A 22,869-nucleotide genomic window follows, 5' to 3' on the forward strand; every position below is an offset into this window, starting at 1 on the left:
CAGCGTGGATGCGGCAGCGCTCGCATCGCCAGTCCGCTGGTTGCCTTTCACAGTTGCATCCGCTCCGGTCCCGTCGAGCCAACCCTGAGAAACAAGCCGCCCGGGCCCGCCCTTCATCCCTGCTGACGGCGGCCCTGTCTCTCAGCGCCACCGTCAACCACCGCGCCGATCTCGGAGCCTACCCAGTGGGTATCGCCTCGACATCTACCGGGCGACAGCCGGTGGGTCGCAGCCTGCTATACGTGACGGCGTGGCCGGATCGATCAGCTCGCCGGAGGGCCTTTGTCGTAGCCGACGTCTGAGCAACCCGACGCGACGCGGACCCGGTAACCCCAGCGCCTCAGGACAAGCGCGATTCTTGCGGCACCGCCCGGGTTGGCGGAATGGACGACGACCACACCGATGTTGAAGGGGCGGTCGTAGAAGGCGGCCTGTTCCAGGACCTCTATCACCGGCCAGATGGTGTCGTCGCCGCCCAGGTCGTGGTCCAGCCACAGCTCGTCCAGCCGACCATCCCCGTAGCGGGTAAGAAGCTCGACTCCGGCAGCGCTCGTACGGGCCACCTCCGCGCGGCGCCATCGACGAATGACCGAAGGTCATCGATCAGAGCGATCGCTCGCCGGGCGTCCACCCGGTCATGATGCGCGGGCACCGCCACGCGTCGCCATCCGGTTTCGCCGGCGAAGCAGGCGCCGAGAGCTGTCGGGGGGTGTTGCGGTGATCCAGGCCGGCGGCGAAGCCGCGGATTCGGGGCATCCGGCGTGGGGCGCGGTTGATCCAGGTGTCGAGGTGCTGCTCGGTGCCCTGGTGGCGGACCAGCGCGGCGGACCCGCGGGCGAGGCTGGCGACGTTCGAGGTCCGGTGACGTGGCGGGCCGGACAGCGCCCCGCTCCCAGGGGGGGGCGGGATCGTCAACTGCAACCGGCATGACCGCGCGAATCGCGGCAGAAGCGGACGGCGTGAGGCATCCTGTTCGCCTCGTCAGAGGAGGTTGTCATGGAGTCGGATCAGCCGACCCAGGCTGCGATGGAGGCGGCGACGGCGGACCTACTCCATCTGGGCTTCCTGGAGATCCGGTTCCTCACTGCGCCACTGCTGGATGCCCATTCGGCGGACGCACTCGATCGACGTCGTGAGCGCGCCAATATGATCGCCGACCTCTGTCACCAGCTTCCAGGGCTTCTCGCGCCGCAGCGACGCGATCAACTCGCCGACGGGCTGCGATACCTTTGGCGAACTGCTACCGCGACCAAGCGTCAGTGGCTGCGGTCCCGCTGGGACCACCTGAACTACGATCACCGCTGGCTGACTGAGGCCGCTACCGAACGGCCCACCTCAAAGGGGAAACTGCAAACGCCGACCCGCCGGGCCCACCAATTGAATCCGGCGCCAAATGACCTCGGGCGGCACCGAGCTACCCACGGCAGATGAGTGCACCTGATCTCGGTCAACGCCCGGACGTCCGACCGTTGAACCGTTGAACCGATGACCGGAGGCGGGCGTCGGGTGCACGTCGACCAGCGCGGCGTCGGTCGCTCGCTGTCGTGGACGGCTCAGGTTTCGTCGAAGAGTTCTTCGGCGATCGTGGCTGTGTATGGAGCCTCGCTGTAGGTAAGCCAGCGCGCGATTTCGTCGGCATGACCGCCGACGGCGGTCGCGGTGGCGACGGCGTCGACCGCGTCCGAGGGTGGCGTGACCCCGTCGCGGGTCACCAAAGCTAGTGGCCACGACGGCCGCACTCGAGCACCGTCGGCGTAGAACAGGAACGGCGGTACGAACTGCAGCAGGCGACCGTCCGCGTCATCGACGGTGTCACCGGAGCGAAGCGCACCGTATGGGCGGTGCAGCAGCTTCATCTCGAATGGCTCGGCACGCTCCAGCCACACGTCTGCCGCGTCGGCGTATCCGCTGCCGACCGGCAGCAGCGCGATGCTCGCTGTCAGTCTCGGCAGGAAGCCGTCGTCCATCGGCGGGTCGTATCGGTTGGACCGCACCACGTAGCACCGGGTCGGCGGTACGCCAACCGCGCACCGGTCGCCCTCGTCGAGTTCGGCCGCCGGCGGGCGCAGCTGGTACGGCCACCACGGCTCGGTAGATTCGTCGACGGGGAAGGCGACGCTGCCGTTCGGCAGGTACGCCGAGTCGGGATCGAGCACGGCCCCCCACGGCCAGCGCACCGCCGCGTAGTACTTGCCGGCGCGTGTGGTCACCGTTGGGGTCCACGGGCATGACACCGCCACCACGTCACCGACCTGGTAGGGCAGATCGTGCGGGGGTATCACGATCTCCGGTCGCTTAGGGTCGGCGTTCAGCAGGCCGTGGTTGGCAAGTCGGGCTGCCCATTCGGCGCCGAGCCGGGCGGAAACGATCCGGATCTGGGCCGCCGCCTGCGCGGGAGGCTGCTGCGTCATCGCCAGGGTGTCCCGCTGCGCCTGCGCCTCCCGGTCTCCCGAGTCGTCGTCGGACCCCAGCTCCGACCAGAGGTCCACCGTCCGCGTGACAAGCTGTTCCATGGGTTCGGGCATGGGCTGCCGAGCAGCCTCGGCCGCTCTGACTATGACCTCGAAGATCTGCGCCTCGGCGCTGTACTCATCGCACAGGGCTCTGAGCTTCGCGCCTACTGCCGCGATCCGGTCCGCGTCGGGCGCGGCGAGCTCGCCGTGCCCCGTCCAGAACGCGTCGACGCTGTCTCGATAGAACGCGGCCGCTCGTAGCGTGCCGCACGCGTGCACGTACGGTGCGAGACGCTCGAGGCAACCCGCCACCCAGAGACCCGCCTGCCAGGGCAGAAGCGTCGTACCAGGCATTCCACCGCACCCCCCGTGTTACGCGCCGGAACAGTGGACCATGCCCGGCATCCCCTGGGAGCGGTCTGGGAGCTGCGGGACCAGGTGCAAAGCGAGGCGGCAACCGCGTCAGAGCCGAGGACTTGGCACCGCGCGTCCAGCGTCAACCCGGGCACCGGCCTGCGTGATAGGGACCGCGACCGCCGGTCCCAGTACCTCGCGTGCGGCGCCGACCTCGGCATCACCTCGGGCGCCTACAACTGGCAGCTCTACCAGCCCGGAACACGGTACTGGCTGTTCCAGGGCATCGAGACCGGCATCTTCGTCGCCGTCGCCGCCCTGCTGCTCTACCTCGCCATCCGCCGCATCCGCCGCGTCGCCTGACCGCGAAGCCGTCCACGGGAGGCACCATGCGCTAACTCACCTACATCGCCGCTGCGGCCCTGCTGGCTCGGCATCCGCTGGCATTCACCTGAATCTCTCTGCAGTTGTGCTCGCCGGCTTTTCCCCCCGCTCATGCCGCTGGTGGTGTGCGTCGATGTCTTGTGGGGGGACTGCTCGGAGCACCGACGATAGTTACATGATCATTGACAGCTTGCCGGTCCCGTCTGCGCTGCTCCGGGTGCTGCAGCAGGGGCGGTGGGTAGCTCCAGACCGCTCGTCGTCGACGTACCGGGAAGTCTTCGGTGATGACGCCGTAGCGCCGCAGTTCCTTCCCTTGAGTCGGATGACGGCCAACAGGCGCTGGCTCGATGACATCCCTGAGGACTATCGCGGGTTCTACCTCGGTCAACCGGACCGGCAGAGCCCGCCCGGCGACGTGGATCCCGACCGGTCTCTCCTGATCGGTGACCTCGGACCTGACCGGCCGTTTGCGTTGGACTACAGACCTTCGTCGGCCGCACCGTCGGTGATCTACCTCAGCACAGCGGCGGACTGGATCGAGGTTGCGCCCAACATCGAGATGCTGATCGAACGCCTCGGGATCTGACTGTGCGGAGGGATCCCTTTGATCTTCTGCCGCCGACCGGGCGCAACGTTCGGTCGCGCCTACCGTATGCGTGATGGCGTGCAGGTGGCCGGGCATTCGTTAGGTGCCGAACCCGCCGCACAGGTAGTACAGGCTCGTGGCCAGTCCCAATATCCAGCCAGCTACGAGGCCAGACGATGACCCACGGTCGAGCCGTCCGGACAGCGCGAAGCAGCTGCCCAGCAACACCAGCTGGGCAATGCCGTACGTGAGTACGCCGACGAAGAGCGCCGCGAACCTCCCACCGGCATCCAAGTCCGAATTCGGCCGCCACCAGCGGCGGTGGCCAGGGCAATCGTGAACCCAACAGGCAAGACCGTGCCCAGCGAGGGAGACGACCGTTCCGGTAACCATCGGCCTGGTGACCGTCACCGCCGGAGCGTGACCCCGTGCCGACCGAGCGCTCGTACTCGTACCAGGCGGCGCGGTTGGTGATGCCGGACTGCTAGCGTTCGGCGTCGTGTGGACCGAAGAGATCGTGGCCGGGCGGCCGGCCTGGCGGCATATCCCGTCCGGCGTGGTCTTTCGGGCGGTGCCGGGCGGGACCTTTCGCATGGGTCTGTAGGTGCGGGTCGAACCATTCCTGATTGCTCGGCACCCGCTGACGGTCGCGCAGGTCCAGCACTGGTTGCCCGAGTACGAGGACGACTACGCCAACGCGGACTCCGGCACGGCCCGGCCCGAGAACGACCTGGACGAGCTGTGCCATTCCGGCTGCCCAGCGAGGCCGAATGGGAGTACGCAGCCCGAGCCGGCACCACCACCTTGACCTTCCGCGGCGACGAGAAACCCGGCGAGGGCCATCTGCTCGACGACTTCGGCGATGAGCGGCGGACAGCCGCCGCTGAGAACGCGTTCGGGCTGGCCGCGATGGGCTCGGCAGCCGAGATTTGCGCCGACGTGTGGATTCCCGGTTTTGTGGGCGCCCCGGCGGATGCCCGCCCACGCACCGGTGACGGGCCCAGGGCCGTACGCGGCGGTGCCGCCGACCTCTACCCGTGGCAGGGCTGCGACGAATGGCTGCTGCTGCTCGCCGCCACCCGGTATGAGCACGATCAGTTCACCGCGGTCCGCCCGGTCGCACCACTGCCGCCCTGGAGTTAGCCAGGCCGCCGGACGAGACGCGAGGAGGGCCGGTGGTGGAGAGCCCGTTCGGCTGGCGAGAGTTGAAGCTGGTCCTCGCGGTTGTCCTCGGCACCCTTCTGATCGGCGTGGGGATGCTGCTCACCGTTCGGCTGAACGAGGCGATCGACGAGCGGGTTCGCGTCGGCGCCGAGACGACAGGCCAAGTGGTCCACGTCGAACGGTTCAGGATCACGCGTTCGTTCTCCGCCACGAGGCTGACTGTGGACTACACGTTCGACGGCGTGCGGTATCGGGAGCGGTTCTCCAGCGAACTCGACGAGAGTGAGTTCCGCGTCGGGGAGTTACTCGACGTACGCGTCGACAGGACGGATCCGACCCGGGCTGCCACGCCCGACGGGTACGCGACGGAGGATCTGCTCCTGCAGGCGCCGACTGTCCTGGCTGGCCTCGGCCTCGTCATGATCGTGATCTCGCTCGCGCTTATCAGAACGGGCCCTCGGCGCGGCTAGTGCTCGGACCACAAACGTTCGCGGTGTTGGTGACACGCCGGGCCTGGGTGGCGGTCGGGCTGGGGTTGCGGCGTCAGGCTGTCGGGGTGGCAGAGCCGGTTCGGGTACGTCGATTAAGTGATCAAGAAGGACAGCGGCTGCAACGGCTTGTGCGCCGGGGCACGGGCTCGGCCGTGCGGCTGCGGCGGGCGATGGTCGTGCTTGCCTCTGCGGGAGGCAACAGCGTGCCAGTCATCGCCCGGCTCGTGCAGGCCGACGAGGACTCCGTGCGGCAGGTGATCCACCGGTTCAACGAGATCGGCATGGCCAGCCTGGACCCTCAGTGGGCGGGTGGCCGTCCCCGCCGGATCAGTAGCGACGACGAGGCGTTCATCGTCGTGACGGCCAACACCCGCCCCGCGAAGCTGGGGCGGCCCTTCACCTGATGGAGCGTGCGCAAGCTCGCCGAGCACCTGGCGCACAACCCGGACCGGCGGGTGGTCGTCGGCCGGGAGCGGCTGCGGCAACTACTGCGCAAACACGAGATCACCTTCCAGCGCACCAAGACGTGGAAGGAGTCCACCGACCCCGACCGCGAGGCCAAGCTGGCCCGTATCGAGCAGGTGATCGAGCAGTTTCCGCACCGCACGTTCGCCTTCGACGAGTTCGGGCCGCTGGCGGTCCGACCGCACGGCGGCGTCGGCTGGGCGCCGAAAGGTCGCCCGCGTAGGCTGCCGGCTAACTACCACAAGCTGCACGGCGTGCGGCAGTCCCACGGCTGCTACAGCATCGGCGACGACCAGTTGTGGGGCGTCATTCGCACCCGCAAGTCCGCGGCGAACACCCTGGCCGCGTTGAAGTCGATCCGGGCCGCTCGCCCGGACGGCGCACCGATCTACGGCATCCTGGACAACCTGTCCGCCCATAAGGGGTTCAAGATCCGGCAGTGGGCGGCCCGGAACAAGGTCGAGATGTGCTTCACCCCGACCTACGCCTCCTGTGCCAACCCCATCGAGGCGCACTTCGGGCCGCTACGAACCTTCGTCATTGCGGGCTCGGATCACCCCAACCACACCGTCCTGGCCCGCAACCTGCACGCCTACCTGCGCTGGCGCAACGCCAACGCACGCCACCCCGATGTCCTGACCGCCCAACGCCGCCACCGTGCCGAAATCCGCAGCGAACGACAACGCCGCTGGGGCCAACGCGCCACCCGAGCCGCATGACCAACCCGGCCAACGTTTGTGGTCAGAGCACTAGGTGGGCTGGTGGAACCCGACTGGCGCCCCCCGGCCGCGGATCGGGGCGGCTGTTCCGCGCGGAGAGTCGTCAACTCGTAGATGGCGGAAGGGTGGTAGTCCGCGCTGAGACTCGAATCCCACCGGATACCTGCTGGCTAGGGCACTTGCTCGGTGACCTCTTCGGCGTGCCCGAAGTGTCTGCGGCTCGGCATACGGGGGCCGACGGGCTGATCATTTGGGCCTATATTCGCCCTAGTGAAGTCGACGGGTTGGCGTAGATGGCTGCGGCGGGGGACGCGGGTTGACGCTTCGCTGCGCCAGGTCGGGGCGGTGGTCGATGAGGCGGTGGAGCTGTCGCGCGCTGGTCGTTTCGACGATGCGGTCGAGACGGGCCGCCGGGCTGTGGAGATGTTGTCTGGCTTGACAGCACGGGACCGTGGCACGGTTCTGCCCACTCTCGTCCTGGCATGCAGCAACCTGTCCTATTACTTGTCGGACGCTGGCCGGCCGACGGAGGCGCTGGAGTGTGCGGAGGAGGCGGTCCGGCTGGCCCGGGAGCTTTACGCCATCGACCGCCGTCACGAGGAGCAGCTCGCGGAGGCCCTGGACGCGCTCGCCAGGCGACTTATGAGTTGTGGCCGAACGCCGGAGGCGCTGACTGCTGGCCGTGAGGCGTTGGCGTTGATGGACGTATGTCCTGACGTCCTGCTGTCGCGCCTGCTTGAGCCCTACGCGATGGCGTTGGCGGCGACCGGCCAGCACGCCGAGGCGCTGCAGGTCAGCGACCGTGCCCTGCAGTTGCTGCGCAGGCTGGCTGTGGATCAACCGGTCGGCTCGCAAATGCACGACGCCCTGGGCAGGGTCTTGAGCCTGCACGCGAACCGGCTGTTCGAGGCAGGGCGGTGGGAGGAAGCGGTCGACGTCGGCGCCGAGACGGTCGCGCACTTCCGTGAGTCGATGACGGGCAGCCAGCCGCGGCGTCTCGGCTACCTGGCGACTGCTCTGAAGAACCAGGCGGTTTGTCTGGCGGGAGTACGACGGACGGCGGAGGCTCTGGCGGCGGCCGCGGAGGCGGTCGAACTGAGTCGTGAACTTGTCGCAGCCCAGCCCGAGGTGCATCATCCGCTCCTCGCCTCGTGTCTGGACACGTACGGCGGGCGGCTCAGCGAGATGGACCGGCGGGCGGAGGCCGCGGCCGCGACCGATGAGGCGGTGAAGCTGTATCGCGCTCTGGCCGCTGTCGACCGGGCGGTATACCTGTCGAGGCTGGCCGAGGCGGTGGGCAATCAGGGAGCCGTCACCGAGGATCGACAGGCCAGCCTCGCCCTTACGACAGAGGCAGTGCAGTTGCGTCGGGAACTCGTTGCGGACAACCGGGCCGGACACCTGCGGGACCTGGCGCTGTCGCTGTTGAACCTGGCTAACGGCCTGGCCAGGTCCGGCCGGCTCGACGAGGCCCTGGCCGTTGGCGAGGAGACCCTTGAACTGCAGCGTGAGGTAGCGACGGTCGACCGGCCTGCAATCCTGTCGCGACACGCGGAGATGCTGCGGCGGCAGGCGGTGTGGCTGGACGACGCCGGCCGTACGGTCGAGGCGCTGGCGCTCGGCGAGGAAGCGATCGCGGTCGCTCGCGAGGCCGTCGCCGGTAACCGGGCCGCCAATCTCAAGATTTTGTCGTATGCGCTGGAGGATCAGGCGGCACGGCTCGAGAAACTGTCCGGTCGCGGATCGCGGCAGACGCGACGGCCCGGGGGCACGCCAAGCTTCAGCAAGAAGAAGGCGCGCCGTGCGCAGGTGATGGCGCGCGAGGCGCAGGAGTTGTGGGCGGAGTACCAGCAAGGTGCGTCGGCCTCCGGCTAAGCGACGCCACAGCGTGCGTCATCGCGTGGTGGTTCCGGAGCGGCCGTTCGGTGCGGTCGGGAAGATCCTGTCGGATCCGCTGCCTAGGGTCAGCGCATGTACTTCGTGTGCCGTTGGCGAGAGGATTCTCCATACAGTAAGCGCGTTGTCACCCTGCCTGATGCGAACGTGCTCGACTGGTTTCGCCGCGGCTGGAAGCACGACGACCCGACGGGGTGGATCGACAGTGAGCTGGGCGGCGATGTGTACGGCTTGGAGTCGATCTTTGAGGCGGCCGGGGAGCGTAACCTGCCGCCGCCGGAGTCGGTGGACGAGCTGCGGCAGCTGCTGACCGAGTACCTGTGGGTGGAGGGCGACGACAAGGGCGACTTCATTCGGCTCGGTGAGCACGCCCTGAGGGTTCGCACCGATGACGACGAGGTGGATCTCGCGTACTACTTCGTCGATGACGACGCGGCGTCTGCCTCACCTGACCGGCTCGCGTTCCTCCTGCACGACACGTGGCCGCTGCCCACCGGCGCGGGCGGGTCGGAGACCGTCTTCCGCCACAGCGTTCCCGTCCGCAGCGTCCGGCTCGCCCCGCCCGGCACGGACTGCACCTTCTCGGTCCGCCTGTGCTGGCAGTCGCCTGACCTATACCGGAACCTGGATCTGACCGGTGCCATCCAGTTTCCCGGCGTGAGCCTGCCGGACCTCGCCACCCACCTGGCCGTCGATGGCCCCGGCAGCCACCGATGGCCACACGACGTCCGGCTGCTACGGGCGCTTGTCGCTCCCGGGGAACACGATATGGGTCGGGCATTGGAGCGCTACGCCCAGCTGCCAGGTTACGCCCCATCACCTGCCAGTCTCGACCGAGCCCCCGCGCATGAAGCCGTTCTTCAGGAGATAACCGACCTGCTGCACACGGAGCGTCTCGCCGAATCGCTGATACGGCTGGATGCGCACATCGCGCAGGTCGCCCGATACATCGACGGCTTCTTCGGGTTCGACCAGTGGATCCTGTTCGACAATCGCTGGGCGGCGACCCATCCCGAGCTGGCACGCTCGCTGCTGCACTACGCCGCTCACTGGGACCCCTACGAGAAATAGCTACGGGCGCGGGTCGTCGTGATCATCGAGGGGGTTGCCGGGTGAACATTTCGTGGAGTGCTACGTCTCCGACGACAGGGACGTTCGCAGCGGTGGAGCGCTCGGGCATCGCTGGCCTCATCGAGCGGTTCGATGGACTGCGGACCCAGGGGCGCGGGTACGTCGAAGTGCGGGCCGGCGATGTTTTCCCTGTGCTCACGCTCGGGTTCACGGAGTCCGCGGCGGTCGTCCATCTGATGACAGGCGAGGACGCCATATCCCTGCTGGCCGCCGACGAACCTGCGAGCATGAATGCGCAGGTACTGGTGCTGGACGACCTGGTCGAGTTCGCCGCGGACTTCATTCTCGACCTCGAAGGCGCCTGGCAGGTCGTCGAGGAGTTCGTCCGGACGGGCGACCCTGGCCGGGCAGGAGGATGGCGTGAGTTGTAGTGACGGCCATCGCGGATGGCGTCCACGCGCTGGCGTCACGGCCAAGCCAGCACGAGATTGCTGAGCCCTTACTCAATCCGTTCTAGGCCGTCAAACGCCACCCAACGATGCGCACGTCCAGCAACAGGGCCAGCTAGCTGGGGTAGCGCGGTTAGGCGGGTGAACGCGATGACAGCTCGGTGGCCCAACATCAACTGGACGTAACCCCGGAATCTAGAGATCGTTCGGCCACCCAATGACGCGCTCGGCGGTGACGCCTCGAAGGTCGGCTCCGTCCCACCGTGCCCCGGTGACGTCCGTGCGTCCGTACTCCGGATCGTGCGTCCTGACGTAGCCGAACCGCGCGTAGGACAGGTCGGTGTCACGCAGGTCGGCGCCCCGCAGATCGCAGCCGGCAAAGCTGACACCGCGAAGAGACGCGCCCCGAAGGTCGGCGCCACGGAAGTCACACAACTTGAACGAGTGCCCATCCAGGGTGCGGTGCCGAAGATCGCGACCCGCGAACGATTGCCTCGTCGCGCGGAGCGGGGTGCTCACCCGCGAACCGTAGCGTGGTCGCCCGTCGCCGAACCAGCGGTTTCTGCCCACTCACTTGCGGGGCAGTCCGTAGCGCAGGACCGCTACTTCGCCCGCACGTCGTGACGCGCGGGCGCCAACCCGAGCTTGACCGTTAGTCGTAGACCTCAGGCCGCCACAGAGTCTCTTCTCTGCGATCCGCCTCCGGCGGAGCCTGAAGCAACGGATGATCTTGTAACGGGCTGCGGTAGACCTCCAGTTTGTGTTCCGGCTGTGCGTTCCGTAGGGCGGCCACGAGGTCTCCGAGTTCCTCGACGACGGCGATGATCTGCTCCTCGCTGTAGCGGGCAGGGGCGTTGGTCTTCTCTTCGGCTGGCGTGTGCTGGTGCCGTTCGGCGTGTTCGCGTTCTGCCTGGGTCTCGGCGATCCAGCCGGCAACGACGCCTGGGTCGGCGTCGGCGTCGAGCGCCGCCCGGTAGCGCGCCAGTTTGGCGTCGCACCCGGCGATTGTGGGTCCTTCGAGCGCCGTCGGGGCGGCGGTGGGCGCTGCCGCAAGTGTGGCCAAGTTGCTCGCCGAACACGGTCGCATCGAGGAGGCCATCGGCCTGCACCGCAAACGCCTGGACGCCGGCAACGAACTCGCCGCCGGAGACCTCGCCGAACTGCTCGCCGAACACGGCCTTACCCGCGAACTGGAGGCAGAAGTACACGCAGGTACTTCTACGGCCACGTACTGGGTCGAGCTCTCGCCCGATATAAGACCCGGGCGGTGGCGTGCCGCGCGCAAGGACCTGAGCGAGAATGGGCCAGTTCGAACTCTGCGCAACCCTGGAAGGACCCCTCCCTTGGCCGGTGGACTCGTAGCCCTGCTGGATGACGTGGCGGTGCTGGCCCGAGCCGCTGCCGCGTCGATCGATGACATCGGGGCGGCCGCCGCGAAGGCCGGCGCCAAGGCTGCGGGCGTCGTCGTCGACGATGCTGCCGTCACGCCGCAGTACGTACGGAGCCTGGCGGCCGAGCGTGAGTTGCCGATTATCAAGCGCATTGCCCTGGGGTCGCTGCGCAACAAGTTCTTCATCATCCTGCCGGCGGTGCTGCTGCTCAGTCAGTTCGTGCCCTGGCTGCTCACTCCGATCCTCATGCTCGGCGGCGCCTACCTCTGTTACGAAGGCGCGGAGAAGGTGTGGGCCAAGATCGCCCATCACGATGCCCACGGCGCGGGCGAGGAGAAGGTGCAGGACGAGACGACACTGGTGTCCGGGGCGGTACGGACCGACCTGATCCTCTCGGCGGAGATCATGGTCATCACCCTGAACGAGGTGATCGATGAGGCGTTCTGGTCCCGCCTGGCGATCCTGGCTGTCGTCGCCGTCGTCATAACCGTCCTGGTATACGGCGTGGTGGCCCTGATCGTAAAGATGGACGACGCCGGACTGCGCCTGTCGCAACGTTCCGGCGCCGTCGCCACGTTCGGCCGCGGTCTGGTGAGGGCGATGCCGGTAGTCCTCACCGTGCTGACGGTGGTCGGCACCGCGGCGATGCTGTGGGTGGGCGGGCACATCCTGCTGCTGGGCACGAACGAGCTGAACCTGCACTTCCTGTACGAGGCCGTGCACCACGTGGAGGTGGCCGCCCACGACGCCACGGGTGTTCTCGGCGGGCTCGTCGGCTGGCTCGTCAACACGGTGGCCAGCGCGATCCTCGGGCTGATCGTCGGAGCGCTGGTCGTGCTGGTCATGACTCTCACGCTCCACCGCCGCAAATCCAAGCCTGCGACTGCGACTGCGGCGGCCGCGACTCGTACTGACGGCATCATCCCCGCTCCGCCGAGCCGTGCAGCTCAGCGTCGCGACGCTCCTGTGGACCGAGCGCCGCGCGGGTGACCGCAAAATCATCGCAATTCGACCAGGGGGTCAGGCGTTCTGGTGCTGAACCGCTCAGTACTCCAGCCGCACCTGGTGGAGCCAGAGTCTTCACTGGTAGTGGGCCGTTCTGACGCGGTATTGGTGTCGTCGTCGCCATCGTGACCTACCGACACAAAGACCGCGCCCTTGGCCGCGTCCCCGCAGCCACCAAGACCAACGGCTAACTGACTCCACGCGCGCCTACTGCCCGCATCCCGAGCGATGCAAGACCAGGCCAGGGCGCTACCAACATCGGGTTCGGCCCGGGCGGTTCTCGGGCCGGACGGGATTGGCGGGGCAGCCATCGGGGAGGGGAGCGGCCGTTTCGGGCAGGATAGCGGGGTGGCGGTGGGCTTGGACTGGGCGAGCTTCGAGCGCGTGCTGGTAGACGCCCTGGTGCAAGCCGTCCGGTCGACCATCGCCGAACATCCTGACGAGCGGTTCTACGCCGCGGCGTTGGACCGGATCTACCGCGAGACCGATGGCCAGATCACCCTGCCCAGCCTCGCGATGAACAGTGTCGAAGCGTTGGCGCAGCTTCCCGCCGAGGAGCAGACGGATGTGCGGTGGAACGCCGCCGACTGGGACCACTACGACGACGAGTGGCTCGCCGAGGGCCTGACCCGGGATTGGGAACGGCAGCTGGCCGCGGAGGCCTGCCGAGGGACGACCCGGCAGTGGGAGGCGACGTTCCGCCGGTACCTGTCGATGCTCGTGCGCGTGTGTAAGCGAGCCAGGGTCGCACTTCGCACCAGCGGCGTCACCGACCGGGACTTCGTGGTGCTGCTGCTCGACGACGAGTACCACGAGACGCTGATCAAACGCGTCCTCACCGAACGTGAGGTGAGCCGGCACATCCCTGAGTACGACCAGCGGGCGGTCGTGATGGCCCGGGTCGCCGCACTACCGGAGGCCGGACGCGCCGCGTACTACGTCGCCCGGCTGGACGCGTTTGACGGCCCGATCAGCGGCGAGGACGCCCAGGTGGCGCTGCGTGATCTCGGGCTGGCCGCGTTTCCCGCCTTGATCCCCCTGCTCTCTGCCAAGGACCGGGCGTGGCGGGCCGCCAAGCTGCTAGCCGACATCGGCCAACCCGACGGCGGCGTCCTGCGGGCACTGCACGAGGCGCTGACCGAGCGGGAAGGACCGGACCAGTCGTGGGCGGGCCGTGCGCTGGCGCGGCTGGGCCGCCTCGATCTCGTGCTCGACCAGATCCACCGTCTTCCGCAGGAGGTTGTGATCACCGCCGTCGCCGCCCCGTACACCAGCTTCCGCAACCAGGCGGTCATCGCACGGCGGTTGGACTACCGGCCCTTGCAGGACGTCATCGAGCGCCGGCCGGCGTATGTGCCGGCGCTGGCCGAGGAGCTCAAGCCAGGGCGGGGGTACTGCGACATCACCGTCGGCGAGGTCGACGAAGCGATCCGCGGACTGGCCTCGCCGTACGTCGTCATCCGCCGGCACGCGGTGTGCGTGCTCGGCGAACGGCGTCTCGGTGCCGCCGTCGCGAGGCGGGTCCTTCCGCTACTCGGACAGACGGTCAGCCAGGACCCGGACGCCACCGTGCGACGGCTGGCGATCCTTTCCCTGCGTGGCTGGCGCAAGGAGTCTTACCGGCACGCGAACGTGATCAGCGAGGCGCTCAACGACCCAAACGAAGACGTCCGCGAAACCGCCGCCTACTGGCTACGGGAACAGAACGGGCGACCCGCGTGACCGCGTATGTGCTCACGTGGGGTGGGCAGCCGTTGGCGCGCCCATGCCTGGGCTGCCGCGGCCAACTCGTGAGAGCTGCTGAATCGCGACCTGGCCCTCGCGGACGTCGGATAAGCAATGACCCCCACCATGGGGTGGAGCCGGGTTGAGCTGCCGGACCGTGAAGGAGCGTTAATTAGTGGACGAACGGACCCGCGGACTTCTCGACGCCGCGGTGCGCGAACAGCTTGACACTCACAGCCGGGTTCTACCGCCATGGCGAGCGCACCCGGAGATCGAGCGGTACAGCATCGGCTGGCGCATGGGCTACGGCGAATGGCACCTGATGCTCTGGTGGCACTGGTGGGAGTCCGCCCCCATGGACCAGGCGGCGCGGATCGCGTACTTCCAGGCCGACGAGCCGCCGCACCAGTGGCTGGACTGGGCCGCGGACCAGATCTGGCCGGATGAGGATTTCGGTGAGGCGAGCGTACGCCGCCTCGCCGCACACGGGATCGGTACGCGTCCGCTGTTGTTCCTGGACGTGGACGGAACACTCCTGCCGTTCGCCGGCGCCGCGCGGCAGATGGACGACGAACCCAACCCGTTGCTGGCCGGACTCAGCCCTGAACACGGCCGTCGCCTGGCCGCGTTGCCGTGCGACCTGGTCTGGGCCACGACCTGGATGGCCGAAGCGAACGAGGTACTCGCGCCGCGGCTCGGCCTGCCTCAGCTGCCCATCGTCGACTGGCCGGACGAAGATGACGACGACGGTCGGCTGCACTGGAAGACCCGCCACCTCGTCGAATGGGCCGCGGGACGCCGGTTCGTCTGGGTCGACGACGAGATCACCGACGCCGACCGGTCCTGGGTGGCCGCGAACCACAGCTCTCCCGCGCTCCTGCATCGTGTCGACCCACGCCATGGCCTCACCGATGCGGACTACAACACCATCGCAGGATGGCTGATGAAAGACGGCTCCACATGCATGAACGAGGAGACCACGTCCTAGGACGCTCTAGAGGGTGTGCCAGCCACCTCAGGCTCCAGTCGGTTGTCGTGTCGCTGAGTAACCGCGGTGGCCCGCCCCATGATCGCCGCCGATGCGTCCGGCGACTCGGCCCGCACCGTCGCCCGGCAGTAGCGGGCCACCGTCCGCCGAGATGTTCCGGCACCTCGACCGCATCGATCCCTGGCTGAAGCGCATGGACCCTGCCGGGCCGCACGAACGCCCCCAGGAGCGCAGCACGCTGAGCCGCGACAACAAGGAGATGCATCCGTACCAGCTCAGCCAGGCTGCCTGGCACGCCCTCTCGCACGCCGTCGACCACCTGCACTGCCTGCGCACCGTCCTGAAAGACGCGCACGTCATGCACATGTACGCCCCGTACTCGCTGGCCCGAGCCGCCTTGCAGAACGCAAGCGCGGCGGTATGGCTGCTCGCGCCGGACGACCGGGCCGAGCGAGTCCGCCGGCGGTTGCGCTTCGCTGCGCTGGACATCAAGGGCGGCGAGGCGGTCAGGGAACTGCTCGGTGCGCCGGAGGGACGCAAACCCGCGGAGGCCCGCACAGAGCAACTGCGCGAAATCGCGCGGCGGAGAGGTGTCGATCCGACGACCGCCGTGCGCCGGCTGACGTACGGGGAAAACGTCGAAGCAGCTGGCGACACCATGCCGGGTGGCAGAGTGCCGTTCGTGCTCACGTGGAAGATGTGCAGCGCTATCGCCCACGGCGACTCTTGGGCCACGATCAACGTGGTCAGCCAGGAGGAGATCCCGGGCGCACCCTCTGGCCTCGCCCATTTGAAGATCACCGCGGACCCGAAGACGTTGTTCTTCGCCGTGTTCTTCGCCGTCTCGATGACCGCCGCCGGCTGGCGCCTGTACGACGATCGGTCGCGCCGCATTCGCACTCAGCGCGACGTCACCCTGAGTGTGGGAACCGTACAGACGCAGAGGACGGCGAGGGGTTGGCGTTCGCCTCCGCCCCGGCCGACTGCCCGCGGGTGGTCTGCGGTCAGGTCGGTGGCCTCGTGTGCTGGTCGACGCCAGCCGGGGCACCAGTTGCCGTGCTTTTGGCCCTGTGCTGGGCCACGGCCTGGGCTCGGCGTGCATCCTCGCCGGGTAGGCGGGGTCGTCGGGCCCGCTTGGCTTGCAGGGTGGCGGCCGCGGGAAGCCTGACAGGTAGGGCAGCGGCTGTCGGATTCGGGCAGGGGCGTTCGTAGTTAGTGTGAGGGACAGCCTACGAGGGTGCTGTCGCGGTCACAGGAGGTGATGGGTGATGCGCCCGTGCGTCAAGGTCCACTGCATGCTCGATCTCGTCGGCCCATTGCCACCGTGACCTTCTCCGAGGTGCCGAACGAGGCGTTCCTGGCCCTCGGTATGCGCGACTACTGGGACGGCTACTTCGCGGGCCGGGCCGCGCTGCTGGGGCTGGCACCGGCGCAGGTGATGCACGCGGCCTTCGACAGCGTGCGGGTGGCCGATCGACCTTGCCCCCTGGCCCGCGGTCAGCGCGCCGACCGCGGGCCGGGCTCTGTACGCCGGCTCCGGGCGCTCGCTGTGCCGGAGGAGCCGGTGGCCCGGCTCCAGGCGTTCACCACGCTGGACGCCACGCTGATGAGTGTCCAGGTTGTAGCGGTTGATCATCGAGAGGTAGGGGCATGGCAAAGCTGATCTATGTGAATAACGTGTCGCTTGACGGCTACATGGAGGACGAACGCGGCGCGTTCGCCTGGTTGCCGATGGACGACGAGGTATTCGTTGTCTACACCGATCTCCTGCGGTCCGTGGGCACGTTCCTCTACGGGCGGCGGCTGTACGAGGCGATGGCCGTCTGGGAGACCGACGCCGCTCTGGCCGCCCAGTCCGACCTCATGGCCGACTTCGCAAGCGCCTGGCAGGCAGCGAGAAAGGTCGTGTACTCCACGACCCTCGCCGCGGTGTCGACCGCCGACACCCGACTCGAACGCCGCTTCGACCCCGACGCGGTACACGAACTGAAGGCCACGGCCAGCAGCGATCTCACCGTTGGAGGTGCAAACCTCGCGGCGCAGGCTCTTGAGGCCGGGCTGGTCGACGAGTGCCAGCTGTTCGTCTGGCCCGTGGTCGTCGGCGGGGGTAAGCCGGGCCTGCCGACCGGCATGCGCGTCGACCTCGAACTCCTCGATGAGCGCCGATTCCGAAACGGCGTCGTACACCTCCGCTACCGCCCTCTCGGGCAGTGAACGACGGCCCCGCCCGATCGCCAGCACTTGCATGGCGGCGGAGCGCTGACGGCTGATCCGACCGGAGACCTCCCAGGAAGACCGAAGTGGTCAGCGTTGGTTTCCGCAACTCGAGCCTGCGGGCGCCGATCAGGTGCCGACGCGGCGTGTCTCGTAGGTCCACATCACGATCACGACGCGGTTGCGGGCGTTGAGCTTGCGCATCAGGGCGGCGATGTGGGTCTTGACGGTGCTGAGGCTGATGGACAGCTCATCGCCGATCTCGCTGTTGGTCCGCCCGCGAGCGGCAGCCAGCAGGACCTGTTCCTCGCGAGCGGTCAGCGGCTCGACAGGTTCAGGTGGCACCGAGCGCGGGCGGCTGTTCGCGAAGGAGGACAGGAGCCTCGCGGTGATGTTCGGTGCGATCAGGGCGTCGCCGCGGGCGGCGGCATGGATGGCCTGGGTGAGCATCTCGGCGCCGGCGTCCTTGAGGAGGAAGCCTCGGGCGCCTGCCTTGAGCGCGTCGTAGACGTACTCGTCGAGGTCGAAGGTGGCGATGACGACGACGGCCAGCGGATCGGCGACGTCGGCCCCGGCGAGCTGGCGGGTGGCTTCGATCCCGTCGACCTCGGGCGCATGCGGGTGTCCAGCAGGCACACATCGGGACGCAGCGAACGGGCCATGGAGGTCGCCCGGCGGCCGTCGGCGGCGTCGCCGACGACGGCGATGCCCGGTTGGGTGTTCAGGATCATGCAGAGCCCTGCTCTGACGATGTCCTGGTCGTCAGCGACCAGCACGCGGATGGTCATGACGCGCGCGCTGTCCGAGGAAGCGTGGCAGGCTTTCCCGCCGTTGTGTTCAGGCCGCGGCGTCCTTGAGGTCCTGCGCGCGATCGGTGTTCTCCCACAGCAGATCGGGCAGTTCCCGGCCGAAGTGGCCATAGACGGCGGTCTGCCGGTAGATCGGGCGGAGCAGGCGCAGGTCGCGGATGATCGCGGCCGGCCGCAGGTCGAACACCTCGTCGATCGCGCGCTCGATCCGGTGCGTCGGGACGTTCTCGGTACCGAACGTGTCCACGAGGAAGCTCACCGGGCGCGCCTTGCCGATCGCGTATGCGACCTGCGTCTCGCAACGCTCGGCCAGGCCGGCCGCCACCACGTTCTTGGCGACCCAGCGCATCGCGTACGCCCCCGAGCGGTCCACCTTGGAGGGGTCCTTGCCGGAGAACGCGCCACCGCCGTGGCGAGCGTATCCGCCGTAGGTGTCGACGATGATCTTGCGGCCGGTCAGGCCGGCGTCGCCCATCGGCCCGCCGATCTCGAATCTACCCGTCGGGTTCACCAGCAGCCGGTAGTCCTCGACGTCCACGCCCAGGCCGGTCAGCTCCGGCTCGATCACGTGTTCGCGCACGTCCGGGGCCAGCAGTGAATCGAGTGAGATGTCCGCGGCGTGCTGGGACGACACCACCACCGTGTGCAGGCGGGCCGGGCGCGAGCCGTCGTACTCGATGGTGACCTGGGTCTTGCCGTCGGGCCGCAGGTAGGGGATCGTCCGATCCTTGCGCGCGGCGGCGAGCCGGCGGGCCAGCCGGTGCGCCAGCGCGATCGGCAGCGGCATCAGCTCGGGTGTCTCCGAGCAGGCGTAGCCGAACATCATCCCCTGGTCGCCGGCGCCCTGGGTGTCGAGGGCGTGCACCGAGCCGCCGGCCACCCGCTCGATCGCCCGGTCCACGCCGCGCGCGATGTCGGGCGACTGCGCGCCGATGGAGAGGTTCACGCCGCAGGACAGACCGTCGAAGCCCTTCCGCGACGAGTCGTACCCTATGTTCAGGATGGTGTCCCGGACGATCTGGGGGATGTCCGCGTAGGCCCGCGTGGTCACCTCACCGGCGACGTGGACCTGACCTGTCGTGATCAGCGTCTCCACCGCCACGCGGCTTTGGGGATCCTGCGCGAGCAGGGCGTCGAGGACGGCGTCGCTGATCTGGTCGGCGATCTTGTCCGGGTGGCCTTCGGTCACCGACTCGGAGGTGAAGAGGCGACGTGTCACGGTGCTCCTCGGGGGTGGCGGACTCGGTCGCCGAAGCCTGGCGGCACCGGCTCAAGGAAGGCTCAAGAGCGGGCGGACGATGCGTCCATCGGCGTTCCAGTGATGTCGCGGCCGGGATCGTTAGCGTGCCCGTATGACGACCATGCTGATCACCGGCGGAGCGGGCTTCATCGGCGCGAACTTCGCGCACCACGTCCGTCGATGTCATCCCGGATACCGGATCATCTTGCTGGACGCGCTCACCTACGCAGGGAACCGCAGCTCCCTCCGGCCGATCCTCGATCACATCGAGTTCGTGCACGGCGACGTACGTGACGCCGAAGTGCTGGATCGGCTGGTCGCGGCCAGCGACACCGTCGTGCACTTCGCGGCCGAATCCCACGTAGACAATTCGCTGCTGGATCCGGCGCCGTTCGTGCAGACGAATCTGGTTGGCACGTTCAACCTGCTCGAGGCGGTACGCCGCTACGATCGGCGGCTACACCACATCTCCACCGACGAGGTCTTCGGTGATCTCCCGCTGGACTCCGACGAGCGGTTCACCGAGTTGAGCCGCTACGACCCCTCCAGCCCCTACGCGGCCACGAAGGCCGGCTCCGACATGCTCGTGCGCGCCTGGGTGCGCTCCTACGGGGTGCGAGCCACCATCTCGAACTGCGCGAACAACTACGGTCCCTACCAGCACGTCGAGAAGTTCATCCCCCGGCAGATCACCAACGTCCTCGCCGGTGACCGGCCGAAGGTCTACGGGCGGGGCGACAACGTCCGGGAATGGACCCACGTCGACGACCACAACACGGCGATAGACGCGATCCTGCGGTCCGGCCGGATGGGTGAGACCTACCTCGTCGGCTCCGGGCAGGAATGCGACAACCGACAGATCGTGCGTCTGATCCTCGAGTTGATGGGCCGGCCCGCGGACGACTTCGACTTGGTCACGGACCGCCCCGGGCACGATGCGCGCTATGCCAACGACAGCGACAAGCTGCGGACCGAGCTGGGCTGGAAGCCGCGGTACGCCGATCTTTCCGCCGGCCTGGCCGGCACGATCGACTGGTACCGCCGCAACGGGTGGTGGTGGAAGCCACAGAAGGACGCGACGGAGGAGCGCTACCGGCGACTGGGTCGCTGACCGGCTCCGTCCTGACGCCTGGCGGAGCCGGCCCGGGAACGGGCCGGCTCAGGCGTGCTCAGGCCAGCTCACCCGCGATGTCCATCACGTAACGGCCGTAGCTCGAACCAGCCATCGCCTCGCCCAGCCGGTGGCAGGCGGCGGCGTCGATCAACCCCATCCGCAGCGCCACCTCCTCGATGCAGGCGATCCGCACGCCCTGCCGGGCCTCCAGCGTGCCGACGTAGAGGCTCGCCTGGAGCAGCGACTCCGGCGTACCGGTGTCCAGCCAGGCGAAGCCCCGGCCGAGGTCGACCAGCCGGGCCCGCCCGCGTTCGAGGTAGACCTGGTTGACGCCCGAGATCTCCAACTCGCCGCGCGGCGACGGTCCGATGTTCTTGGCAATGTTGACGACGTCGTTGTCGTAGAAGTAGAGCCCGGTGACGGCCCGGTTGGAGCGTGGCTTCGCCGGCTTCTCCGCGATGGACACGAGTCGGCCGTCCCCGTCGGTCTCGGCCACGCCGTAGCGCTCCGGATCGTGTACTGGGTAGCCGAAGAGGACGCAGCCGTCCACCTCGCGCGCAGTCTCCAGCAACAGGTCGGAGAAGCGCAGCCCGTGGAAGATGTTGTCGCCCAACACGAGGGCGACCTCGTCGTCACCGATGTGGTCGGCGCCGATCAGGAACGCCTCGGCGATGCCGCCCGGGTGCGGCTGCTCGGCGTAGCTCAACCGGAGCCCGAGATGCGCGCCGTCACCCAGCAGCCGCCGGAACTGCACGAGGTCGGCGGGGGTCGAGATGAGCAGGATCTCGGTGATGCCTGCGAGCATGAGCACCGACAGCGGGTAGTAGATCATCGGCTTGTCACCGACCGGCAGCAACTGCTTCGACACGGCCAGCGTCAGCGGTCGCAGCCGGGTTCCGGAGCCGCCGGCAAGGATGATGCCCTTCACTGGTCCACCTCGGTCCTCAGTCGTCGATCAACGCGACGGCGCGCGTCCAGCCGGCACCGGCGCCGGCGATGCGGATGGGGAAGCACGCGACCCGGAAGCCGTACGGCGCGGGTAGCTCGCCCAGGTTGGCCAGGCGCTCGATCTGGCAGTACTCGCGCTCGCGCCCGACCATGTGCGCCGGCCACAGCACCGACCGGTCACCGGTCCTGCGGTAGCGGTCGATGATGTCGCCGAACGGCGCGTCCAGGCTGAACGCGTCGGTGCCGATGACGCGCACCCCCAGGTCGAGCAGCAGCCGGGTGGCGGGCCCGTCGAGGCCCGCGAACCGGGTGAAGTATTCCGGGGTACCCGCCCGGGCGTCGGCACCGGTGTGCAGCAGCACGATGTCCATCAGGTCGGGACGCCGGCCGATGCGCGCGAACTCCTTCTCGATGCGGGCCGCGTCGATCACGCCCGTCCCGGCGTCGGTGAGGTCGAGGACCATGCCGGGCCGGAAGAACCAGTCCAGCGGCATGCTGTCGATGTGCCTCGGCGTCCCGTCGCCGTACGTGGTACGGGAACCGTAGTGCGACGGCGCATCGACGTGTGTGCCGGTGTGACTGGTCAGCGAGAGGCGGTCGAGGGACAGGAACTCGCCGTCGGGCAGCTCGTGCGGGTCGAAGTCGACACCGAAGTGCTTGCGCATCTCGGCGCACATGTGTTCGGCGCCCTCGCGCGGGGTGAGCACTTTGTGCACCACCGGGTCGGGCTCGGCAGACGATGCGTCGATCGCTGAGGATAGGTCGATCAGCCGCACACAGCACCTCCGCGGTCGCGTCAGTCGGATGGCCTCGATGCTGCGCGCGGCGGCCGGAACGGCGGTCGAGCGTCGCTTGCGGCCGGAACCAGTGAAGTTCGATGTGTACCGGGCACCGTCGAGCGGAAGCCGAGAAAGCCGATGGAGGACTCCATGCCGCTGGACACCGATCAGACCGCGGGTGCGACCCACACGTACGCCCGGGTCCAAGACTTCTACGCCCGGCACATGCACCTGCTCGATGCCGGCGAGGCGGCCGAGTGGGCCGCCATGTTCACTCCGGACGGCGTGTTCGTCCCGCCGTCGGCGCCCGAGCCGATCCGTGGCCGCCAAGCGCTGGAGGCGGGCGTGCGTAGCGCCGCCGCAGCGCTCGCGGACAAGGGCGAGCAGGTCAGGCACCTGCTGACGATGGCGGCGGTTGAGCCGCGCGCCGACGGTGTGCTCTTCGTGCGCAGCTACACGCAGGTCGTGGTGACGCCGCAGGGCGGTAAGCCGCGGTTGGAAATCATGTGCGTGTGCGAGGACGAACTCGTTGCCGCGGGCGACGAGTTGCTGGTGCGGCACCGTCGGGTCACCCGCGACGACCTCCCCTGAGTGCCGTGGCCGTCGTCGTCGAGCGCGGTGCGA

Annotated in this window: 22 protein-coding genes and 3 pseudogenes; 17 read left to right on the forward strand and 8 right to left on the reverse strand. The window is 68.4% G+C overall.

What is annotated here, in order from left to right; all coding sequences use genetic code 11:
- Positions 1 to 263: 263 nt before the first annotated feature.
- Positions 264 to 631, reverse strand: a pseudogene (locus BFV98_RS00005) (cyclic-phosphate processing receiver domain-containing protein).
- Between the two features lie 365 nt (positions 632 to 996).
- On the opposite strand from BFV98_RS00005, the gene BFV98_RS31775 reads away from it, so the two are divergent.
- Positions 997 to 1,431, forward strand: a complete 435-nt coding sequence (locus BFV98_RS31775) for a hypothetical protein (protein WP_143025306.1) — start codon at positions 997 to 999, stop codon at positions 1,429 to 1,431.
- Between the two features lie 122 nt (positions 1,432 to 1,553).
- On the opposite strand, the gene BFV98_RS00010 is transcribed toward BFV98_RS31775, so the two are convergent.
- Positions 1,554 to 2,807 (reverse strand): hypothetical protein, encoded by a 1,254-nt coding sequence (locus BFV98_RS00010; RefSeq protein ID WP_071094274.1) that lies wholly within the window; start codon positions 2,805 to 2,807, stop codon positions 1,554 to 1,556.
- Between the two features lie 33 nt (positions 2,808 to 2,840).
- On the opposite strand from BFV98_RS00010, the gene BFV98_RS32510 reads away from it, so the two are divergent.
- From BFV98_RS32510 to BFV98_RS00055, 8 genes and pseudogenes are all read left to right on the forward strand, one after another.
- Positions 2,841 to 3,170, forward strand: coding sequence for a hypothetical protein (locus BFV98_RS32510; protein ID WP_030275327.1), 330 nt, complete (start codon positions 2,841 to 2,843; stop codon positions 3,168 to 3,170).
- Between the two features lie 196 nt (positions 3,171 to 3,366).
- Positions 3,367 to 3,777 carry an SMI1/KNR4 family protein gene (locus tag BFV98_RS00020; RefSeq protein ID WP_083395210.1) on the forward strand — a complete coding sequence of 137 codons (411 nt, stop codon included), beginning with the start codon at positions 3,367 to 3,369 and terminating at the stop codon, positions 3,775 to 3,777.
- A gap of 501 nt (positions 3,778 to 4,278) precedes the next feature.
- Positions 4,279 to 4,920 carry an SUMF1/EgtB/PvdO family nonheme iron enzyme gene (locus tag BFV98_RS33025; RefSeq protein WP_357002107.1) on the forward strand — a complete coding sequence of 214 codons (642 nt, stop codon included), beginning with the start codon at positions 4,279 to 4,281 and terminating at the stop codon, positions 4,918 to 4,920.
- A gap of 32 nt (positions 4,921 to 4,952) precedes the next feature.
- Positions 4,953 to 5,411 carry a DUF3592 domain-containing protein gene (locus BFV98_RS00035; protein ID WP_013287184.1) on the forward strand — a complete coding sequence of 153 codons (459 nt, stop codon included), beginning with the start codon at positions 4,953 to 4,955 and terminating at the stop codon, positions 5,409 to 5,411.
- Positions 5,412 to 5,497: 86 nt separating this feature from the next.
- A pseudogene (locus tag BFV98_RS32435) lies at positions 5,498 to 6,616 on the forward strand (IS630 family transposase).
- A gap of 345 nt (positions 6,617 to 6,961) precedes the next feature.
- Positions 6,962 to 8,491 (forward strand): tetratricopeptide repeat protein, encoded by a 1,530-nt coding sequence (locus BFV98_RS00045; protein ID WP_013287183.1) that lies wholly within the window; start codon positions 6,962 to 6,964, stop codon positions 8,489 to 8,491.
- Positions 8,492 to 8,587: 96 nt separating this feature from the next.
- A complete protein-coding gene (locus BFV98_RS00050) occupies positions 8,588 to 9,583 on the forward strand; it encodes a hypothetical protein (protein ID WP_013287182.1) in 996 nt (331 codons plus the stop codon).
- A 92-nt stretch (positions 9,584 to 9,675) separates the two neighbouring features.
- The gene (locus BFV98_RS00055) at positions 9,676 to 10,014 is read left to right on the forward strand and encodes a hypothetical protein (RefSeq protein ID WP_013287181.1); all 339 of its coding nucleotides are present in this window, start codon (positions 9,676 to 9,678) and stop codon (positions 10,012 to 10,014) included.
- Between the two features lie 213 nt (positions 10,015 to 10,227).
- On the opposite strand, the gene BFV98_RS00060 is transcribed toward BFV98_RS00055, so the two are convergent.
- On the reverse strand, positions 10,228 to 10,551 hold the full coding sequence (locus BFV98_RS00060) for a pentapeptide repeat-containing protein (protein ID WP_049794834.1): 324 nt from the start codon (positions 10,549 to 10,551) through the stop codon (positions 10,228 to 10,230).
- 133 nt (positions 10,552 to 10,684) lie between these two features.
- Positions 10,685 to 11,131, reverse strand: a complete 447-nt coding sequence (locus BFV98_RS00065; protein ID WP_030275198.1) for a hypothetical protein — start codon at positions 11,129 to 11,131, stop codon at positions 10,685 to 10,687.
- Here BFV98_RS00065 and BFV98_RS00070 point away from each other — a divergent pair.
- From BFV98_RS00070 to BFV98_RS00095, 6 genes are all read left to right on the forward strand, one after another.
- Positions 11,097 to 12,413, forward strand: a complete 1,317-nt coding sequence (locus BFV98_RS00070) for a DUF808 domain-containing protein (RefSeq protein ID WP_255367934.1) — start codon at positions 11,097 to 11,099, stop codon at positions 12,411 to 12,413. The genes BFV98_RS00065 and BFV98_RS00070 overlap by 35 nt on opposite strands.
- Positions 12,414 to 12,776: 363 nt before the next feature.
- On the forward strand, positions 12,777 to 14,150 hold the full coding sequence (locus BFV98_RS00075) for a DUF4303 domain-containing protein (protein ID WP_013287178.1): 1,374 nt from the start codon (positions 12,777 to 12,779) through the stop codon (positions 14,148 to 14,150).
- A gap of 508 nt (positions 14,151 to 14,658) precedes the next feature.
- On the forward strand, positions 14,659 to 15,141 hold the full coding sequence (locus BFV98_RS32520) for an HAD domain-containing protein (protein ID WP_369830069.1): 483 nt from the start codon (positions 14,659 to 14,661) through the stop codon (positions 15,139 to 15,141).
- Between the two features lie 151 nt (positions 15,142 to 15,292).
- Positions 15,293 to 16,309, forward strand: a complete 1,017-nt coding sequence (locus tag BFV98_RS32165) for a hypothetical protein (RefSeq protein WP_071094279.1) — start codon at positions 15,293 to 15,295, stop codon at positions 16,307 to 16,309.
- 156 nt (positions 16,310 to 16,465) lie between these two features.
- Positions 16,466 to 16,804, forward strand: coding sequence for a hypothetical protein (locus BFV98_RS00090; protein WP_071094281.1), 339 nt, complete (start codon positions 16,466 to 16,468; stop codon positions 16,802 to 16,804).
- Positions 16,792 to 17,355: a dihydrofolate reductase family protein gene (locus BFV98_RS00095; protein WP_071094283.1), complete on the forward strand. Its 564-nt coding sequence runs from the start codon at positions 16,792 to 16,794 to the stop codon at positions 17,353 to 17,355. Before BFV98_RS00090 ends, BFV98_RS00095 begins: the two co-directional genes overlap by 13 nt.
- A 129-nt stretch (positions 17,356 to 17,484) precedes the next feature.
- Here BFV98_RS00095 and BFV98_RS00100 read toward each other — a convergent pair.
- Positions 17,485 to 18,143: pseudogene (locus BFV98_RS00100) on the reverse strand (response regulator).
- 49 nt (positions 18,144 to 18,192) lie between these two features.
- A complete protein-coding gene (gene metK, locus BFV98_RS00105) occupies positions 18,193 to 19,383 on the reverse strand; it encodes a methionine adenosyltransferase (RefSeq protein ID WP_071094286.1) in 1,191 nt (396 codons plus the stop codon).
- Positions 19,384 to 19,525: 142 nt separating this feature from the next.
- Between metK and rfbB the strand changes: the two genes are divergently transcribed.
- Positions 19,526 to 20,515, forward strand: a complete 990-nt coding sequence (gene rfbB / locus BFV98_RS00110; protein WP_013287172.1) for a dTDP-glucose 4,6-dehydratase — start codon at positions 19,526 to 19,528, stop codon at positions 20,513 to 20,515.
- Positions 20,516 to 20,573: 58 nt separating this feature from the next.
- Here the strand turns inward: rfbB and rfbA are convergent, their stop codons facing one another.
- Both rfbA and BFV98_RS00120 read right to left on the reverse strand, forming a co-directional pair.
- Positions 20,574 to 21,446 (reverse strand): glucose-1-phosphate thymidylyltransferase RfbA, encoded by an 873-nt coding sequence (gene rfbA, locus BFV98_RS00115; RefSeq protein ID WP_013287171.1) that lies wholly within the window; start codon positions 21,444 to 21,446, stop codon positions 20,574 to 20,576.
- 16 nt (positions 21,447 to 21,462) lie between these two features.
- Positions 21,463 to 22,242 (reverse strand): cyclase family protein, encoded by a 780-nt coding sequence (locus BFV98_RS00120; protein WP_071094288.1) that lies wholly within the window; start codon positions 22,240 to 22,242, stop codon positions 21,463 to 21,465.
- 153 nt (positions 22,243 to 22,395) lie between these two features.
- Between BFV98_RS00120 and BFV98_RS00125 the strand changes: the two genes are divergently transcribed.
- A complete protein-coding gene (locus BFV98_RS00125; RefSeq protein ID WP_030275186.1) occupies positions 22,396 to 22,836 on the forward strand; it encodes a nuclear transport factor 2 family protein in 441 nt (146 codons plus the stop codon).
- Positions 22,837 to 22,869 lie beyond the last annotated feature (33 nt).

It is taken from the genome of Micromonospora sp. WMMB235 (assembly GCF_001855515.1).
Lineage (GTDB): Bacteria > Actinomycetota > Actinomycetes > Mycobacteriales > Micromonosporaceae > Micromonospora > Micromonospora aurantiaca.

Coding starts and splice junctions, on each gene's coding strand:
- BFV98_RS31775 (WP_143025306.1), top strand. CDS start 997: ATGGAGTCGGATCAGCCGACCCAGGCTGCGATGGAGGCGGCGACGGCG.
- BFV98_RS00010 (WP_071094274.1), bottom strand. CDS start 2,807: ATGCCTGGTACGACGCTTCTGCCCTGGCAGGCGGGTCTCTGGGTGGCG.
- BFV98_RS00020 (WP_083395210.1), top strand. CDS start 3,367: ATGATCATTGACAGCTTGCCGGTCCCGTCTGCGCTGCTCCGGGTGCTG.
- BFV98_RS00050 (WP_013287182.1), top strand. CDS start 8,588: ATGTACTTCGTGTGCCGTTGGCGAGAGGATTCTCCATACAGTAAGCGC.
- BFV98_RS00065 (WP_030275198.1), bottom strand. CDS start 11,131: ATGGCCTCCTCGATGCGACCGTGTTCGGCGAGCAACTTGGCCACACTT.
- BFV98_RS32165 (WP_071094279.1), top strand. CDS start 15,293: ATGTTCCGGCACCTCGACCGCATCGATCCCTGGCTGAAGCGCATGGAC.
- BFV98_RS00095 (WP_071094283.1), top strand. CDS start 16,792: ATGGCAAAGCTGATCTATGTGAATAACGTGTCGCTTGACGGCTACATG.
- rfbB (WP_013287172.1), top strand. CDS start 19,526: ATGCTGATCACCGGCGGAGCGGGCTTCATCGGCGCGAACTTCGCGCAC.
- BFV98_RS00125 (WP_030275186.1), top strand. CDS start 22,396: ATGCCGCTGGACACCGATCAGACCGCGGGTGCGACCCACACGTACGCC.